The sequence below is a fragment of the uncultured Polaribacter sp. genome (assembly GCF_947501385.1).
Taxonomy (GTDB): Bacteria; Bacteroidota; Bacteroidia; order Flavobacteriales; family Flavobacteriaceae; genus Polaribacter.
In genome coordinates, this window is the sequence record NZ_CANMVP010000019.1 from 1 (window position 1) to 15,610 (window position 15,610).

Sequence of the window (15,610 nt, forward strand, 5' to 3'; positions counted from 1 at the left end):
ATTAAGATACAAAAAACTTGAAAAATGACATTGGGATTATTACGAAAAATATCAAGAAGTTATTAGACAGTCTGACGTATTTGCATAAATATTCGCATACATAAACAAATACAGATATAAACACTTATACATTTGAATATGTACATATATATTTATCTGTTTATGTACTTGTTTGTTTATATATTATAACGTCTTATCAATCGTTTTATCAATTGTTTTCTTTAATTCATACACCTTGTTTTCAAAACCAAACTCAATTTCTTTTAATTTTTTTATATGTGAATGTTCAGCATAATTGTTTTTAAATAAAAAATTAGTGTAGTTGGCTACTTGGTTTAAATTTGAGCCTATTTTGTTTAATTCAGCTCTTAAAAGGTATAATTCATCTATTAATTTGTTAGGGTTAACAGTTGGCATATGTTTACGTAAAATTTTACCTCTTAAATATTGGCTTATATTATTTTGATAACCTAAAACCTGAGCTTCTTTTTTTATTTTTTCATCTTCTGATTTAGTTATTCGAACTCTCACGTATTTTGTTTTGTTTTCCTTTTTCATTTGTTGAATATTTTAAATATATGTTGTTATTTTCTTTTTTTTAAAATCGAGTTCCGAAGATTTTTCACTTCCTAAATTCCTTTTCAGAATTCGGACAAGTAGTTATTGGGGTACAATAACACAACTTGCAAAAAAGACAAAACGGGGTAAATAGGTTTTTTAGCGTTTTCTAACAAGAGCATAAACATCTCAAAAAAATGAATTTATGATGTATTTTAAAACCGTCTAGAATTTCCAGTTAATTCAATAAAATTAAATAATTCATATAATCTATCGGCAACTCTTACTCCGTAATATTTTTTTATTTCCTTAATCGATAAGTTTGTTGTTACAAAAGTTTTAATGCCATGTTTTTTGAAATTATTATACCTAATTTCTAAAATTCTTCCCATTAGTTTTTCACGAACTCCCCAAGAATTTGCTAATTTTTCTGTACCTAAATCATCAAAATGAATATTTCCCCTAGTAAGTCGTTTAACTATCTCTTCTCCATCTATATTGTAATCTGTAATTACATCGTGAACAGACACATTTTTAAACCACAAGTGTTTTAAATTGTATTTTAAGCTGATGTTTTGAATAATATCGAAAATTGAAGACTTTCCCGAACCACAATCTCCATAAACCAACAAGCCTTTTCTTAATTCCCCATTAGTTTCTGTTTCAAAATCCAGATTATTTGTAAAATATAAAGAAATCCATTTTAAAAATGTTTTATTACTTTCATCCACAATAAACTGCCTATTCACTTCTAAAAAATATGCAGTAGCTTCTTTAAAGAAAATTGATTTGAATTCTGTTGTAGTAATCTGCTTATCTAGTTTTGTTTTAGGATTTCTTACTTTTTCATTATAAACTCTATGCTTGTCTCTATCTTTTTTTTCGAGCGCAATTCTTTTTTTTCTTTCTTTTTCAGATTCCATTCCCATTTTTATTTTTAATCGCTGTCCTAAACTGCTCATAATTTTCTTGGATTTACTGAAATTTTATGATTTTCACTTTTATAAAATTTATTATTATTTATTTTTCCTTTTTGTTTAATGTTAGTATTAGTATGTTTAGGAAAAAAACCGTGTCGGTTTTTTTCGGTGACGGTTTTTACCGTGTCGGTTTTTTTCCTATACGGTAAATAATTAGCATTTGGTTTTTCGTGAATGATATAAATATTAGATACAAATTTTCCTAACTCTCTTCTTTTTGTTAATCTTGTTAACCATCCTTTATCTACCAATTCACTCATATATTTTCTCAAAGTATCTTCACTACAAACCAATGCACGACACAATTGTTTATTATAAAAAGTCCAATCATTAGGTCTTGAAGCTAAATACACAAATAGAAACCTTCCTCTATCACTAATACAATTATCTTCAATTAGTTCATTTGGTATAATTGTAAAGCTCTTTTGAATTTTATTTTTTATCTGATTCATACTTCAAAGACCTTAGATTAAAATGACTTTTGTCTAGCATACTCAAGAAGCTTCTTTTTTGAATAAAAAATAGGTCTTCCAATACGCATATAAGCATCTCTTGGAATTTTACCAGATTTACGCCAATCAATAATTGTGGTAACACTAATACCTAAAAGTAACGAAGCAGCTTTTTGAGAAAGCTTTTCATCGTCAGTTGGAATTGAAGAATCAACTAATTCTGTTTGTCTTATTTCATTTATTACCAGACGAACTGCTCTTACTAAATCGTCTTTACTGTGTGTGTAGAATAATACATTTGCCATATACAACTGTTTTTAAGTTAATTACAGTTGCAAATATTTAAACTAAACAGGTTGAATGTTGCACTAAATTCATTTAGTGCAATTAACCATCTTTAAAAGTGCTGCATAGCTACAAGAGAAAAGTAAATAATATTTTTATAGTGCAATAAAACGAATGAGGTTAAATCAAATACACAATAGTTAATCAATTTTTGTTCCTATAATTCGTCTTAAGTTATAGTTTTCAAACTTAACAAGAGCTTCTTTACTATTTATTTTAAATAATGTCCTTCTACTAAAACCATCAGTTTTTATTACTCCGCAAAGTGTTTCTATTAAAAGTGTTTTCTTTGTTATAATTTTTCCTTTTTCTAAAAGATATAAAAATATTCTTACAAAATCTTTTCTAAAATTTTTAGGTATAAAACTAACATCAATCTGCTTATTAACTTCTAAATCATTAACAATTCCAAAAGAAATTTGAATCAACTCCTTTATTTTTTTCTTTTCAAATTCATTATAAACTAATTCATTTAATTTAAAAAAATCATTAAATATATCTTCAAGAGTTTTAATGACCAACGTAGTTTGTATCCTCTCTATATCCTTATCAACTAAACTAGTATTATTACTGTCTTGATTGATTTCCTTTATTTCTTCTAACAAACTATCAGAACGTGAATTCAATCTTACTATTAAACTCTCTAATTTTTTAATTGAAGAATCTAAAAAATAAAAAAGATGTTTTTCTTTTAATATTTCAAGCCTAATAACTTCACGATGTAGGTCTTCAACTTTAAGAATGTCAAATTTTTGTTTTAATTGAAGCATCACTTTATCAAAGTATTCCTCCAAAAGATAAAATTCATTTTCAGTAGAAAAACTTCCATCGTAAGGATTAAAATCTATGTTTTCAAGTATTTTCGAGATAATGAAAAAATGAAACTCTTTTTCTGATTTGAAAGGGTTATTTTTCTGGTAAAAATTTACCTTATTAAAAGAGCAATTGTAATTTGAACCCATAAACATATCAACCTCAATTTGTATTTGATAAATCAAATTTTTCTCTAAGGTATTTATGCTAGTTAATCCAAAATACTCGTTTTCAAGAAAAGTAAAAAAAGCCTCTTTTTTAAAAGTCTTTTTTTTGAAGTTGTAATTAATTAAAGTTGACAAGATTTCATTAAATTTCTCTCTATTTGGATAGTAATAACAGGAGTTTTTATAAAATTTTTCACTTGGAATATAAAAATTATCTAAAACATTTTTACTCGGAATTTCTTCTAAAAACGATTGATACTTGGAATAAAACTTATCCTTTAGCTCTTGGTCTAACATAGTAATTTATATTTTATTCCAAGTATTATCCATTTCCTTTCTTTTAAAATCATCGGCAATTTTCACGTAACGTCTAAAGCTTTCCTCTTTCTTATGACCTGTAATATTTCTTACAACCATTTCTTTCATTCCAAGAATTAAAGAATTTGTTACAAAAGTTTTACGTGCTGTATGAGAGGTAATTAATTTGTATTTAGGGACTGTTTTATCAATTCTTTTTTGACCCACATATCTGGTTTTCGTAATCATAATGTCAATCTCAACTATTTTACAACACTCTTTAATGTACTTATTGAATTTTTGGTCAGAAATAACAGGTAAAGGTTCGTGAATTGTATCTTTATATCTTTCTAAAATTTCTCTAGAAAACTTATTTAAAGGTATTTTAGTGTTGATTGCTTTTGTTTTTTGCACAGTAATTAACAAATAGTCGTTTTTTACACTTGATGGCTTTAGAGCTTTGTAATCAGATATTCTCAATCCTGTTACTGAATTGAAAACATACATATCTCTTACTTGATTTAATCTGTCAGATTCAAAATCGTGATTATAAAGCTTCATTAACTCTTCCATCGTCAAGTAGATAATTTCGGTTTCATCTTCTCTAGCTTTGAATTTTTTATACTTCAAATTACTGTGATATTCTTTATCTAAAGACCAATTCATAAAGGTCTTTAAAACCTTTATAATAAATGCGAAGTAACTGTTTTTGTTTTTTCTTTCTGTAAAAGTATAATCTTGTAGCTTCTCAAAAAAAGTACTATCAATTGAATCAAACAATAATTTTATTCCAGAGTAAGATTCAAAATCTTTGAGAAAATTTATAGTTGTAACGTAAGACTTAATAGTTCTCGGTGTCTTTGTGGATTTACTCGAATCTTTAAATTCTTCAAATGTTGGAAAAAACTCGTGGGTAAGGTTTACTTTATCTAATCCGTTCTCAAGCTTCTCTAAAATATAATCTTTAGTAGGATTTATATCGTTTAGCAACATGTATCTAAATAATTTCTTAATCTCATCCTCTCTTTCGTCAATTATCTTATTATATTCAATGTAATAATTATAAGGATTATTTTTCCTTGAAGGATTTAAACGCTCACTTCTTTTATCCCAAAGAAATTCTTTACAGTTAACACCTTTTATTACCTTGAATATTTTACAGTCTTTCGCTGTAATTAACATTCTAACAGGCATTAACCCTTCTTTATTAACCTTATCTTTTCTTAAATGAAATGAAACTTTCATAAATATAAAATTTGATACAAATATATAAAATAGGGCAATCAAAAGGGCTACCTATTTAAATAAATTTTGATTAAAATTGATTTCAGATAAATTAATTGATTTATACTAAATAAGGTTTAAAGGGTTTAAGTGAATATTAATTAATTTAAAAATCAAGGTACTCCCACCTTGAGTACAAAGAGAAAACCTTAACTTTAAAAGTTGAGGTTTTTTATGTTTTGCAAGAAAATAATTCCTAATCTAATTTCCACCAATACAATACTGATTTATTTTTTCTTTCTTTTTAAATAAATATTATAGATCAAGCCTATAAAAATTAAAAAGATTCCTAGCAAAGTCCACCAATTGTAGATTTCTCCAAACCAAGAAGCACCAATCATAATGGTAAAAATAACTTCTAAATATTTAAGTGGAGCAATTACAGATGTTTCATCAGATTGAAAGGCTTTGGTCATATACAATTGCCCTACATAACCAAAAATACCTAAACTTAATAGTAACATCCATTCTCTTAAGTCTGGATGTCTCCAATGGCTGATAGACATAAAACCTCCAAAAACAAAAGCCATGACCATAAAATAATTGATGATGACTAAAGGGTGTTCTTTATCTCCTAATTTTCTTATTACCACAAAAATTAATCCTAAAAATAACGCCGATACAATAACTAATACAAGACCAATAGTATTTACATCGACATCAAATCCTTTAATAATTAGAACCCCAACAAAGGCAATCAAAAATAAAAGCCACTGCATTGTTTTTATTTTTTCTTTCAAAAAAATTAAAGCAAAAATTGCGGCAAAAATGGGTGAGGTATACCGTAAAGAAACAGCTGTACCAACTGCCAAATAATTTAAGGATTGAAAAAAGCAAGTCAGTGAAATTACGCCTATAATTCCTCTTAGGAATAGCAATTTCTTATTGTTACCAAGAATGGAAATTCTATATTTTAAAATTAAAGGAATTGTAAATACTAAGGTGCCTATAGATCTAAAAAATACGATTTGATATACGTTAAAAGCCGTTAAGTATTTTACAACAGCATTCATTATTGCAAATGCAATAACACTGAATATCATATAGAAAATTGCTGAATTATGCTTCATAAAAAAGAACCCTTCAATTTTAAATATTGAAGGGTTTTAAATACTTAATTGCTAAAAATACTATTATTTTCTAAGCGCTTTGATAATATCTAAGGCTCCTTTTGTATTGCTTTCAATTTTTGCATAATCAAAGTTACCATCGGCATTTTTTGCCATTAATTTAGAACCCATACCAACACAGGTTACCCCTGCGCTAAACCAGCCTTCTAAATTTTCTTTTGTTGGTGAAACACCACCTGTTGGCATAATACTTGTCCAAGGTTGAGGTCCTTTGATTCCTTTTACAAACTGAGGACCATAAATATCACCAGGAAATAGTTTTACGATTTCGCAACCCAATTCTTCTGCTCTTGCAATTTCTGTTAATGTGCCACATCCTGGAGACCATAAAACCTTTCTTCTGTTACAAACAATGGCAATGTCTTCACGTAAAACCGGAGTTACAATAAAATTTGCACCTAAAGCCATAAACCTTGAAGCTGCTGCGGCATCTGTTACAGAACCAACACCCATTACCATTCCAGGTAATTCTTTGATTACATACTTTACCAATTCTCCAAAAACTTCATGCGCAAAATCTCCACGCGCTGTGAATTCTAATAATCTTGCACCGCCCTTGTAACAAGCAGTAATTACTTTTTTACTTATTTCTAAATCGCTATGATAAAACAAAGGAACCATTCCAGTGTCTTTCATTACTTGTGCTACTTCTAATCTTGTATATTGAGCCATTTTCCTATCCTAAATCCTTTCCAGAGGAAAGGACTTTTGTTTTTAGTTAATATTATATATTTAGTCCTTTATAAGAGTTCCTATTTTTCTCCCCTTTGGGGAGAATTAAAGAGGGGATTTTATCTTGCTACTCTACCAGAAGCATCACCACCCATTAATTTTTCTACTTCTGCAACGGTTGCTAAATTTGCATCGCCTTTAATTGTGTGTTTTAAACAAGACGCTGCTACTGCAAAATCTAATGCATTCTGATCATCTTCTGGGTATTTTAACAATCCGTAAATCAAACCTCCCATAAAAGAATCTCCACCACCAACTCTATCTACAATGTCTGTAATTTGGTATTGCCGTGTTTGTAACAATGTTTTACCATCATATAAAACACCAGCCCACGTATTGTGAGAAGCAGAAATTGAGCCTCTTAACGTTGTAATTACTTTTTTAGCTCTTGGAAATTTCGTCATCATTTGCTCACATACTGATAAAAATGCTTCAGCTTTTACGTTATGACCTTCTGTTTGTACAGAAATTCCTTCTGGTTTAATGCCAAAATGCATTTCTGCATCTTCTTCATTTCCTAAAACAATATCACAATAAGAAGTTAACTCTGTCATTATTTTTTCTCTGTGTGCATTGTTACAAAATGTCCATAATTTTGCTCTATAATTTAAATCTGTAGAAATGGTAATTCCTTTTGAACTTGCCGCTTTTACAGCTTCTAAACAAACATCTGCAGCACCTTGTGAGATGGCTGGTGTAATGCCTGTCCAATGAAACCATTCAACACCATCAAAAACAGCATCCCAATCGATCATTCCAGATGCTATTTCTGCAATTGCAGAATGTGCTCTATCATATACCACTTTCGAACCCCGAGAAACCGCACCTGTTTCTAAGAAATAAATTCCTAATCGGTCTCCACCCCAAACTATTTTATCAACTCCAACGCCACGTTTTCTCATTTCCATCATGGCACACTCACCAATATCATTTTTTGGTAAACGTGTTACAAAATCTACATCTACACCATAATTTGCTAATGAAACTGCTACGTTCGATTCTCCACCACCATAAACAACATCAAAATTATTTGCTTGTGAAAATCTTAAAAATCCTTGTGGAGCCAACCTTAACATGATTTCTCCGAATGTTACTACTTTACCCATTTTTTATCTAATTAGTGATGATTTATAATAGTTCAATCGATTGAACAGGTGTTTTAAAAAAAAAATCAAAAGCAAATAGGTGTGAATTACAAACTCTGATTCTCATTAAAATATCGAATCATACAAAATGCCATAAGTTGTTTTTAAAGACAACTTAAATAAAAAAACATATCTTTGTTCAATCGTTGGAACAAATATATACAAATATTGACTATCAAAAAAAAAATTACCATAAAAGATATTGCCAATGAGTTAGGTATTACTCCTTCAGCGGTTTCTAAGGCGTTAAATAACCATCCTAGAATTAGTGACAAAACGAAAGAGGCAGTTAAAGGAATTGCACAAAAATTAAATTACCAACCAAATCATCTTGCAAGTGCACTTCGAAAAGGTAAAAGTAATTTGGTAGGTGTTATTGTACCGAGAACAAATAGTAATTTCTTTTCATCCGTAATTCAAAATATTGAAGAAGTCCTGAATAAAAAAGGCTACAATATTATCATTACGCAGTCTAATGAATCTTACCAAAAAGAATGCGATAGTATAGATACTTTGCTCTATACGCAAGTTGATGGAATTATTGCTTCTATGGCAAATGAAACCGTTGATTTAGAATATTATGAGAAAATAAAATCGAAAGGAATTCCGTTGATTTTATTTGATCGAGGAGAAAACGATTTGAACGTAGATTATATTGGTATTGATGATTACAACAGCAGTCATATCATTGTAGAGCATCTATTAGAACAAGGTTGTAAGAGAATTGCTCATATTGGTGGTTTTAAACGAACAAGAATTTATAACAATAGAATTAGAGGCTATGTGGATGCTCTAAAAAAATACGATTTGCCGTTAGATGACGAACTTCTTATGGAAAGTAATTTAACAACAGAAGAGGGCCGAAAAAAGATGCAACAATTATTGAATTTAAAAAACAGACCAGACGCTGTGTATGTTGCTGGAGATTATGCGGCACTTGGAGCCTTACAGGTGTTGAATGAAAATAACATAAAAATACCCGATGAAATTGCTTTGGTTGGTTTTGGAAATGAACCTTTTACAGATATGGTAACACCCAATATTACAAGTATAGCGCAACACAGTGCAAAAATAGGGAAGTTGGCTGCTGAAACTTTTCTGAATTATACAAAAAAGGAAACAGTTTCTCAAGAATTGAATAAGCAAATTTTAGATGCCGAATTAATCATACGAGATTCTTCTAATAAAAACAAAACCTCCCTAAAATAGATTTAGAGAGGCTCAATCAATTCAAAAAAAAATCTTTAGATACCTAAAGCTTGTCCACCACCAATTTGGATGGTTTCTGCCGTAATAAAAGCAGCATCATCACTTGCTAAGAAAGATACCACAGAAGCAACTTCTTGCGGCTGACCCAATCTTCCTAACATGATATTATTTTTCCAAGAAGCAAACACTTCTGGTTTTGTAGATTTAATTTGAGCGTGAAATGGCGTATCAATTGTACCTGGAGAAACTGCATTTACACGAATGCCATATTCTGCTAAATCTTTTGCCAATGCTCTGGTTATTGCATGTACACCTGCCTTAGAAGTGCCGTAAATTCCTGCTCCAGGACCACCTGCATTCCAACCTGCATTTGATGTATAATTTATAATCGAAGCGTTGGTTCCTTTTTTAAGAAAAGGAATTGCTGCTCTTGAGGCAAAAAATGTTGAGTCTAAGTTTAGAGCCATCACAGATCTGTAAAATTCAGTTGTCATTTCTTCAAAACGAGATCTGCCACCCAAACCACCAGCATTGTTTACTAGTAAATCAATTTTTCCGAATTTTTCTCCAATTTGATTGATGTTTGAAGTTACAGCATTTTCATCAGTAACATCAAAACCATGGTATTCTGCTGTAATTCCAATTGCCTTTAGTTCTTCTAATCTTTCTGCTCCTACTTTGTTATCAATACCATTTAAGATAACGGTATACCCGTCTTTTCCTAATCTTTTTGCTACTTCAAAACCAATTCCACCTGTAGCTCCTGTAATTACTGCTATTTTCCCGTTTGATTTACTCATTGTATCGTTCTTTTATTTTTATTCTAAATTATTTAATTTATTGATTTTAGAGGTTCAATTTTTGGACATAAAAACCAAATAGCTAATAACGCTATCAATGCTAATAATCCTCCAATTAAAAATGCAGGTGTATAATTGCCTCCTGTAGTTATAAATGTTACCAAAATTGTAAGTCCAGCTGCGCCAAGTTTAGCGGCCATTCCAGCAAATCCTGAAAGCGTACCCACAATTTTTCCACTAAACAAATCGCTCGGAATTGTCTGAATATTTCCAATTGCTACTTGAAATCCAAAAAGTAAAACCGCCATAATAATTACAGCATTTATTGCAGTTCCAGGTGCTTTTAATAGAAAAAAGCAAGGAATCATAATGAAACACCCTAAAGTAATTGTCATCTTTCTTGTCTTATCTACTGACCAACCAGATGTAAGTCTATTTTGAGCAATAAGGCCTCCAGCCCAAGCGCCTATCATAGCTCCTACATATGGTAACCAAGCAGAAAATGCAATTTCTTTCACATTTAAACCAAAGACTTCTGAAAGGTAGATGGGAATCCAAACAATAAAGAGCCACCAGATAGGATCTATAGCAGCAGAAGCAATTATTACGCCCCAACTTTCTTTATGTTTTAATAATTCGCCAGTATTTGGTGTATATCCCTCATCGTAATTTCCATCTTTATCTGCGTCTTGATTTTTTTGTCCAGATAAAATATATTTTTTTTCAGTCTCTGTTAACCAAGGATGAGATTTTGGGTTCGCTTTTACTATAAACAACCAAGGTATTAACCACAATAATCCAAGGATCCCTACCACAATAAAAATTGCTTTCCAATCTAAATAAACAGATAACAATCCAATTATGGGATAGGCAACTATGCCACCTATTGCTGCGCCTGAATTAAAAATTCCTTGCGCTAAGGCTCTTTCTTTCGTAGGAAACCATTCTGCATTGGCTTTTGCAGCACCTGGCCAATTTCCTGCTTCCGCAATTCCTAAAAGAGATCTAAAGATTGAAAAACTTAACAATCCTTGCGCAAATGCATGCAACATCGTTGCAATAGACCAGACACCAATCGAGAGCGCAAATCCCATTCTAGTTCCTATCCAATCAAAAATCTTCCCAAACAGGGCTTGCCCTCCTGCGTATGATAAGATAAACACTGTTGATATCGTTCCATATATGGCTTTATGACCATCTTCATCCATTTCAGGAAATAAATCTTTAGCAATATCTGGCCATAAAGCGCCAAAAGCTTGTCTGTCTATGTAATTAACTACTGCTGCTAAAGCAACCAAACCAACAACCCACCATCTTAAACCTTTTAATTTCATTTTGAATGATTAAAATTAATTGAAACCAAAAAAAATTGGTTTACCAAATTGGTAAACCAAATATAGGTGATTAATTTTAATTAACCATTTTATTCTCACAAAAATTGTAGATATGTATTTAATACGGTAAAATCATTTTTAAATTATTCTAAATTATAGCAATAATTATAGAGTTCTTTAAAATGCTCTTTCATTTTTTGTTTTGCTAATTGCGGGTTTTTATCTTGTATAGCGTCAAAAATTGCTTGGTGGTCTCTAATACCTCTTTGAGCTAAACCAGCATCACACACATGATGTTTTTGAAAATTGGTAATAATTCCTGGTATGATAATTAACATGAATGTATTCATGGTACTATTACCACTTGCTTTTGCAATTGCTAAATGAAATAGTAAATCTTCTTGCACTGCATCTTCTCCATTCATTACCTTTTTATTGTAAGCCTGCAAGGCTTCTTCCATACTTTTTAAATCTTCCTCTGTTCTTCTTAGTGCTGCTAATCTTGCCGTTTTTAATTCTAACAAAATTCTTGTCTCTACAAGCGATTTAAAATCGGGTTCATCTAAACGTAAAATATCTTCAATCATGCCATTCATGGCAGTAACACCAATATTTGCAACAAAGGTTCCACTTTGTGGTTTCGATTTTAACAATCCATAAAACTCTAATTTCTGAATTGCTTCTCTTACATTACTTCTACTTACATTAAATTTTTCTGAAAGCATTCTTTCTGAAGGTAACTTGTCTCCAGGTTCTAAATTTTTATAATTAATTAAATCTCTAATACCCCTAATTATTAATTTTTGAACTTTTTGATTTTCATGTATGGTGAGCACTTGTAATTTCATCTATTCTAATTTTAGGATTGGTAAACCAAATTTTAAGTATAAATATATAAAACTTATCAATGTAAACCTCAACTTAATGTGAAACTTCTAATTCATAAAATCTAACTTTAGAAAATGCCCCTTTATCTCTAGATTGAAAGTAATTACCTGCTTTAAAATAGTTTTCAAAAATTCCCCATTTTCTCATATGAATGCTCTCGTAAACTTTGTATTCACTATTATTCAAAACAATGACCATTTTTCCTTGTGTAACTTTTACTTCTAAGGTAAATTTTCTAAATCCTACTTCTTGTTCAAAATTAAAACCCTCATCATTGTCCCAAGCATTTTCATGCAGCATTTCTTCATAAGATGCACTCAAGTTTTTTAAAACTTTTGTTTTTACTCTAATTTTTCCATTATCCCAGTAAATTTTTAATATTGGTGGTGCATTATTATCATCTTCACCAATGAAATCTCTTTGTTTATCAGTTAATCTACCATGAATTTGCATAATGATAGTTCTATGGTATTTACCATCACTATCTTTTGAACTTTTATACATAGCAATTTTACCTTTCATTGTACCACCTTGTTTAAATGTCCAGTTTACATTATTTTTACCAGGAACCATTTGCTCTCTTAATTCTGATCTGGTATACTTTGTGTTTTTCGTTTTAGATTTTGTAGGCATTGCATGAAATATAATAGCTCCTTTCTTTGTATCTAAATACATATAAGGCTTTGCTACTTCGCTTGTTGCGTAATCCAAAATCTCAGGTGGAGAAATTTCATACGGCTTCCCATTTTCATTAAGCACCGGTAATGTAACTTTCCAATGACTTAAATCTATTTTGGGTAATTTTTTCTTTTTCTTTCTTTTTTTCTTCTTTGAAATAACTGCTACTTTCGATTTAGTATCGCTGCTGCTATCTTGAGCATAGCAAGCAACGTTACCAAATAAAAATATTGATAGCATTAATTTTAAGTAAAAGGGTTTAATAATTGTATTCATTAAAGATTATTTGTAAACTTTTACGTTATCAATCCATCCATCTACTGGAGTAACTGCATAAAACATTACAGCTATTTCACCACTATCATTTGTTGTAAATGGCATTTTCACTAACGTTCCTACTTCACTACCTATCTTATTAGAGAATTTCCCTTCAGCTATAGTTCCAACATGACTTCCTAAATTAGAACTTATATTACTTACAGCATCTGCTCCATCAGTATAATGTTTATCTAATATTAGTCCTACAATTCTTCTACCTCCTATAGGTTCATTATTTGAAGAATCACTTTTTAGAGTATATTCATATTCTAAAATATAATCTGTATTTGGAGTTAGTACAAGTGGTTGGTATGCATATCTAGAGCTAGAGCTTTTAAGCGGCCCACCAGATTGACTTGAGGACCATTTTGCACCTGCCGTTTTAGATCCGTTATCTGTACCATCATAATTGGTCCAGGAACCATCACTACTTGATCCAAAAGGATTTTTTTCTCCATCTGTAAAAACGCCCCATTTCCAGAAATCCTGTTTGCTATTAAAATCACCATTTATAATAGTCGATCCAGTCTCTTTAGACATATAAACATTATCTACATTTATAGTTGCATGATCATTTGCTGTACCTCCAGTGCCTACTTCAAATTTTATTTCATCAAATTGTACAACCGGTGCTGAAAAATCAGTGGTTAAATCATAATTAAAACTTGCCCAATCACCATCGGTTAAATCTATTGCATCCATAACATAGTTTACAGAATTAGAATTATCAACTAATGTTATTTTTAATTTATCTATACCTGTTTCAAAATTAGAATGAACATCAAAATGAATATTTTTAACAGCAACACCATCATACATCGCATTTGCTATTACAACTTCATCTTTCAAGGCTAAAACTCCAGCAGCTGCACCTAATCTAGAAAACTCAAGTATAGAATTCCCTGATTCTAATACTACTGCTTTACCTCCAGTAGCAGCGTCTGCAATTGCATAAGGCACAAAACTGCCATCTACTTTAGCACCATCAGTAAAAATGGAAAATACATTATAGAAACTTCTATTTGGTGAAGAAGGCGCAGTGTCAATAGATTCAAATGTATGAGTTACTGTAACATTTTCTGTTTTAACAACATCAGCAAACCCCTTATTTGATTTCGCAGTTACAGTTATTGTGTATGTAACTTCTTCAAATTCATTAGGATAATCGTAAGAAGCACTACCTGCTAATTCTGTAATTTTTATTACGTCTGATGTAGTATCTAGATCTCCAAAATCAACTACATAATAATCAACTCCTAGACCTTGTGGTGTTACCGTAACTACCGTTCCATCTCCTTCTTCGTCTATAGCAAGGTTCGGAAATGTAATTTCCGTAAGACCTGTACCTGTAAAGTTCTCATTAAGAACATTTGTATTATCATCTTCACATGAGACTATAAAACCTGTTATAAGTAAGGTAAATATTACTTTTTTTAATAAATTCATAATTTTTCTTTATTTATTACTATTGTTCTATGGTTTTGGATATACTTTAACATTGTCGATATAGGCATCTTGGTCTGTATCGCCAAAAATCCAGATAGAAATTAAACCACTAGCATTAGAAGTAAACTCTTTTTTTACAGTTGTAAAAACTCCTTTACCTAAGAGTTCACTGGCTACAGAGGTTGTTAAAACACTAGCTGCTAAAGCATCTTTCCCATCATTAAAATGACCATCTAAAATTTGTACTGTTATGTTGCTTCCAGCAGACGCCGCAACTTTTATAGCATATTGATATTCTACAATATATTTAACAGTACGATCAACTGTTGTAGGAGATACTGTTAATGCCTGGTATGCATATCTTCTACTACCCGCATTTGCAGGGTTAGAAGTACTTGCCGCAAACTTCATACCTTTTGTTTTTGAACCAGTATCTACTTCATCATAATCTATAGGAGAACCATCACTAGAAGTATTAGGAGGCGTTTTTGTTCCGTCTGTAAATGCTTCTATATTCCAACTAGGCGTAAAACCCACTTCCATATTTCCGTTGATAACAATTGGATTTATAGGTACAAACACATCTCTCACTTCTACTGTTTGTGTTTGAACTCCTGATGCATTGTTCGCATCAAGCGCTGTTAAAGTTACTTGGTAATCACCTTCACCAGCATTAAATTTTACAAAAGAAACATCTATTTCTGTTGAAGTAGATTCATCACCACAAACAATCACTCCGTGAACTCCATTTACAGTGGTTGTATCGCATACCACTCCATTTTCGCCAAAATCCCAAACATAATTGGTAGCTTCACTTGATGCATTTGTAAATTTAATTATTTTAAAATTTTCTGGATTTGGTGCTGTACTAAAGTTGGCACTTGGCAAAGTAGCATCGGCTATAGACCCCGTTTCTGGTAAATCAAACTCGAAAGCTTCTTCACAACTTACTACGAAAATTAAGGCGAATACACTTAACACTATCGTTGTAATGTTTTTAAAAGTATTTAATTTTTGTTTCATCTTTTCTAATT

Annotated in this window: 16 protein-coding genes; 1 reads left to right on the forward strand and 15 read right to left on the reverse strand. The window is 30.8% G+C overall.

Annotated features, from left to right (window positions below; all coding sequences use genetic code 11):
* Nucleotides 1–183: 183 nt before the first annotated feature.
* From Q0998_RS12835 to Q0998_RS12875, 9 genes are all read right to left on the reverse strand, one after another.
* The gene (locus Q0998_RS12835; RefSeq protein WP_299670375.1) at nucleotides 184–558 is read right to left on the reverse strand and encodes a hypothetical protein; all 375 of its coding nucleotides are present in this window, start codon (nucleotides 556–558) and stop codon (nucleotides 184–186) included.
* Between the two features lie 215 nt (nucleotides 559–773).
* The gene (locus Q0998_RS12840) at nucleotides 774–1,520 is read right to left on the reverse strand and encodes a hypothetical protein (protein WP_299670376.1); all 747 of its coding nucleotides are present in this window, start codon (nucleotides 1,518–1,520) and stop codon (nucleotides 774–776) included.
* A complete protein-coding gene (locus Q0998_RS12845; protein ID WP_299670377.1) occupies nucleotides 1,517–1,990 on the reverse strand; it encodes a helix-turn-helix domain-containing protein in 474 nt (157 codons plus the stop codon). The genes Q0998_RS12840 and Q0998_RS12845 overlap by 4 nt, the downstream gene beginning before the upstream one ends.
* A gap of 17 nt (nucleotides 1,991–2,007) precedes the next feature.
* On the reverse strand, nucleotides 2,008–2,295 hold the full coding sequence (locus Q0998_RS12850; protein WP_299670378.1) for a helix-turn-helix domain-containing protein: 288 nt from the start codon (nucleotides 2,293–2,295) through the stop codon (nucleotides 2,008–2,010).
* A 180-nt stretch (nucleotides 2,296–2,475) separates the two neighbouring features.
* A complete protein-coding gene (locus Q0998_RS12855; protein WP_299670379.1) occupies nucleotides 2,476–3,612 on the reverse strand; it encodes a hypothetical protein in 1,137 nt (378 codons plus the stop codon).
* Nucleotides 3,613–3,618: 6 nt separating this feature from the next.
* Nucleotides 3,619–4,857: a site-specific integrase gene (locus tag Q0998_RS12860; RefSeq protein ID WP_299670380.1), complete on the reverse strand. Its 1,239-nt coding sequence runs from the start codon at nucleotides 4,855–4,857 to the stop codon at nucleotides 3,619–3,621.
* A 266-nt stretch (nucleotides 4,858–5,123) separates the two neighbouring features.
* Nucleotides 5,124–5,966: a DMT family transporter gene (locus Q0998_RS12865; protein ID WP_299670381.1), complete on the reverse strand. Its 843-nt coding sequence runs from the start codon at nucleotides 5,964–5,966 to the stop codon at nucleotides 5,124–5,126.
* A 63-nt stretch (nucleotides 5,967–6,029) separates the two neighbouring features.
* Nucleotides 6,030–6,698, reverse strand: coding sequence for a bifunctional 4-hydroxy-2-oxoglutarate aldolase/2-dehydro-3-deoxy-phosphogluconate aldolase (locus Q0998_RS12870; protein ID WP_299670382.1), 669 nt, complete (start codon nucleotides 6,696–6,698; stop codon nucleotides 6,030–6,032).
* Between the two features lie 119 nt (nucleotides 6,699–6,817).
* Nucleotides 6,818–7,864, reverse strand: coding sequence for a sugar kinase (locus Q0998_RS12875; RefSeq protein ID WP_299670383.1), 1,047 nt, complete (start codon nucleotides 7,862–7,864; stop codon nucleotides 6,818–6,820).
* 207 nt (nucleotides 7,865–8,071) lie between these two features.
* Between Q0998_RS12875 and Q0998_RS12880 the strand changes: the two genes are divergently transcribed.
* Nucleotides 8,072–9,112: a LacI family DNA-binding transcriptional regulator gene (locus Q0998_RS12880; protein ID WP_299670384.1), complete on the forward strand. Its 1,041-nt coding sequence runs from the start codon at nucleotides 8,072–8,074 to the stop codon at nucleotides 9,110–9,112.
* A 35-nt stretch (nucleotides 9,113–9,147) separates the two neighbouring features.
* Here Q0998_RS12880 and Q0998_RS12885 read toward each other — a convergent pair whose 3' ends face one another.
* From Q0998_RS12885 to Q0998_RS12910, 6 genes are all read right to left on the reverse strand, one after another.
* Nucleotides 9,148–9,912: an SDR family NAD(P)-dependent oxidoreductase gene (locus Q0998_RS12885; protein WP_299670385.1), complete on the reverse strand. Its 765-nt coding sequence runs from the start codon at nucleotides 9,910–9,912 to the stop codon at nucleotides 9,148–9,150.
* A gap of 32 nt (nucleotides 9,913–9,944) precedes the next feature.
* The gene (locus Q0998_RS12890) at nucleotides 9,945–11,246 is read right to left on the reverse strand and encodes an MFS transporter (protein WP_299670386.1); all 1,302 of its coding nucleotides are present in this window, start codon (nucleotides 11,244–11,246) and stop codon (nucleotides 9,945–9,947) included.
* A gap of 143 nt (nucleotides 11,247–11,389) precedes the next feature.
* A complete protein-coding gene (locus Q0998_RS12895; RefSeq protein WP_299670387.1) occupies nucleotides 11,390–12,094 on the reverse strand; it encodes a FadR/GntR family transcriptional regulator in 705 nt (234 codons plus the stop codon).
* A gap of 73 nt (nucleotides 12,095–12,167) precedes the next feature.
* Nucleotides 12,168–13,088 carry a polysaccharide lyase family 7 protein gene (locus Q0998_RS12900; RefSeq protein WP_299670388.1) on the reverse strand — a complete coding sequence of 307 codons (921 nt, stop codon included), beginning with the start codon at nucleotides 13,086–13,088 and terminating at the stop codon, nucleotides 12,168–12,170.
* A gap of 6 nt (nucleotides 13,089–13,094) precedes the next feature.
* The gene (locus Q0998_RS12905) at nucleotides 13,095–14,576 is read right to left on the reverse strand and encodes a hypothetical protein (protein ID WP_299670389.1); all 1,482 of its coding nucleotides are present in this window, start codon (nucleotides 14,574–14,576) and stop codon (nucleotides 13,095–13,097) included.
* Nucleotides 14,577–14,603: 27 nt separating this feature from the next.
* Entirely contained in the window at nucleotides 14,604–15,599 is a 996-nt protein-coding gene (locus tag Q0998_RS12910) for a hypothetical protein (protein WP_299670390.1), read from the reverse strand.
* Nucleotides 15,600–15,610 lie beyond the last annotated feature (11 nt).